The 2,565-nt window shown below is 43.2% G+C and carries 3 protein-coding genes; all 3 read right to left on the reverse strand.

Features of this window, described 5'->3' with window-relative positions; genetic code table 11:
* A partial coding sequence (locus tag AB4653_RS07625) for a DUF2947 family protein (RefSeq protein ID WP_372103739.1) occupies positions 1-148 on the reverse strand: 148 nt, incomplete at its 3' end.
* Positions 149-268: 120 nt separating this feature from the next.
* Positions 269-856, reverse strand: a complete 588-nt coding sequence (gene rimJ / locus AB4653_RS07630; protein ID WP_009847025.1) for a ribosomal protein S5-alanine N-acetyltransferase — start codon at positions 854-856, stop codon at positions 269-271.
* Between the two features lie 72 nt (positions 857-928).
* Positions 929-2,473 (reverse strand): transcriptional regulator TyrR, encoded by a 1,545-nt coding sequence (gene tyrR, locus AB4653_RS07635; RefSeq protein ID WP_102249796.1) that lies wholly within the window; start codon positions 2,471-2,473, stop codon positions 929-931.
* Positions 2,474-2,565 lie beyond the last annotated feature (92 nt).

Below are 2,565 nucleotides of genomic sequence, written 5' to 3' on the forward strand. Positions count from 1 at the left end.
TTTGAGGGCTTACGTTCTCTTTCCAAAACTGAGATGCCCTTGCCTGTGTCATTGGTTTTATCTTTTCCAAATCTTCAGCGGGTAGTGGCATTGACTGGTGAGTGAAAATCCATTTTCTTTGGTATTCTTCCAAAGTTGTATATGACATCAAAATTCCTCAAATATCTTCTCAGGCTTATGGGCTTACCATGCCTATATGTTCTTTCGATACAGCGATGACTTAATTTTATTTATGTTCTCCGCTGTATCTAAATTCAATGTTTTACACTCACACGGAGCGTTTATCTTGCCAGTTTGGGTTTACCAGTGCCGTCAACACGTGATCTTCCCATTTACCGTTAATCTGTAGGTAATCTTTGGCAAAACCTTCTCGAACAAAACCAAGATGCTCTAATACACCCGCACTTCGTTCGTTGTGAGGCATATAGCCCGCCATTAAGCGGTGCATGTTCTGCACATCAAACATGTAGTCTTTAGCCATGCTCAAGCCTCTGCGCATGTAACCGTGGCCCTGTGCACTTTGCGCCAATGAGTAACCGACATTACAAGCGTAGAACGGGAAACGAGACAAATTACTGAACGATATGGTACCTAACATTTCATTTGAATCAGCATTAATCAACAAGCAATAATAGCCTAGCCCCAATTTATGGAGTTCGTTTAACTTAATCAGCCGTTGAGCCCAATCCGCTCTGTCAAAGAACGCATCCTCTCGGGTAGGTTCCCAAGGCTTAAGGTACTCTCTGTTCACCTGAAAGTACTCACTGATCATGCTCGCATCATAGATCTCAGCCGTTCGTAAAATTAGGTTGCCATCACGTTTATCAATACGTTGCTGCGTACTCGAATCTTCCATAGTCTTGTTCTTATTCTTTTGTCTCTTTTTCGTTACCGCCTCACTCTTACCGAATTTAGCAGTCTAATATCATCAGCTCTTTCTGATACCGTAATCACGAAGCTTATTCGCAATTGAGGTGTGAGATACATTCAAACGTTTAGCAAGCTTACGGCTTGATGGGAATGACTGATAAAGCTTCTCTAAAATCTGAGATTCATAGTCTTTCATGATCTCGTCTAGCGAGCCGTCTAAGCTTAAATTCGCCATTCCAGCAGTCATAGTGTCAAGCTGTGGCAGGTGGAATTGCTCAACCGTTAACGTATCTGAATCCAACTCTGTTAGTGCACGTAGAACCATGTTGTCTAACTGACGAATATTGCCTGGCCATTGGTAGTTACCTAATTGGTCGATTAGTTCTTGAGTCAACTTTGGTTTTAACATACCTAACTGCTGTGCGTACTTTGCAACGAATAGCTCCAGTAATGGCGCAACATCGTTTGAACGTTCACGCAAAGCAGGAATCGACAAAGTCAGTACGTTCAAGCGGTAGAACAGATCTTCACGAAACGAGCCCGAGTCGGCTAATTCAGAAAGGCGATGGCGCGTTGATGCGATAATACGAACATCCGCGTGCATCTCTTCTTCTTCACCAACACGACGGAATGAACCATCTTGTAGGAAACGCAGCAGTTTGATTTGTAGATGCGGGCTCATTTCGCCGATTTCATCTAAGAATACCGTACCGCCATTCGCTTGTTCAAAGATGCCTTTATGACCTTGCTCATGGTTGAATGAGCCCGGTGCATGTCCAAACAATTCCGTTTCTGCTACGTCATCAGGCATTGATGCACAGCTTAGAATCAAAAATGGAAAAGAAGATCGATTTGAACGGTTATGACACGATTTCGCCAGCATCTCTTTACCCGTACCTGTATCCCCTTCAATAAGCAGAGGTTGATCTAGCATAGCCAGTTTCTTAGCTTGACTGATCAAGGCTTTATGGCGATTAGAGACACCAACAAAGTGTTCAAAACCTAGGTTATTCTGTTCAGGGATGGCGTCTGGCGCGTTCATTTCTTGGTTACAAGAACGAATCGTCATTACTGCACTCGCCAGTACCGCCTCGTTGACATCACCACCTAGATAAATAGGCAGAATTTCAATAGAGAAATCTAGACCATCTAGCACCACGACTTCACGGTGACGCGTTACATCGCCTTCAATCCAACGAGCGAAGTTGAAGCTAGGAACGAACGTCGCTAGTGGCTCACCGATCACTTCTTCTTCTTGTTTGTTGAAGAGGTTCAATGCAGCGTGGTTTGCCATGTCGACTGAGCCTTTAAGGTCAATCGCAATCACAGGATCAGGTAGGTTTGCCAGCAGGGCAATCAGTTCAGTGTTATGCCTTTCGCTTGGCATAAACTGGATTTTACGTACATCCTTCACACCTGAAATTCGGCGAATTTCAGCCATAAGTTCACTAAAAGCATCAAAATTAATATCCGGGCAATTTAGGTAAATAATACCTTTAACATCAATTTCGATTCCTCGTAAATCAATGCTTTTTGAGGCCAAGATATCGAGCAACTCACGCGTTAAGCCGAGTCTGTCTTCACACAATACTTCAAGACGCACAAATAGTCCTATTATAGGTGTCAGGATAAGTTGACAGTAGTGTGAATTAAGCTCTAAGTTCAGTCAAGAAGAAGAGTAAACATATGTTTACT

Origin of the sequence: Vibrio sp. 10N.222.48.A3, assembly GCF_041475345.1 — a bacterium.
Lineage (GTDB): Bacteria > Pseudomonadota > Gammaproteobacteria > Enterobacterales > Vibrionaceae > Vibrio > Vibrio tasmaniensis_A.

Excerpts from the sequence above, each read along its gene's own strand:
- rimJ (WP_009847025.1), bottom strand. The coding sequence starts at position 856 with ATGGAAGATTCGAGTACGCAGCAACGTATTGATAAACGTGATGGCAAC.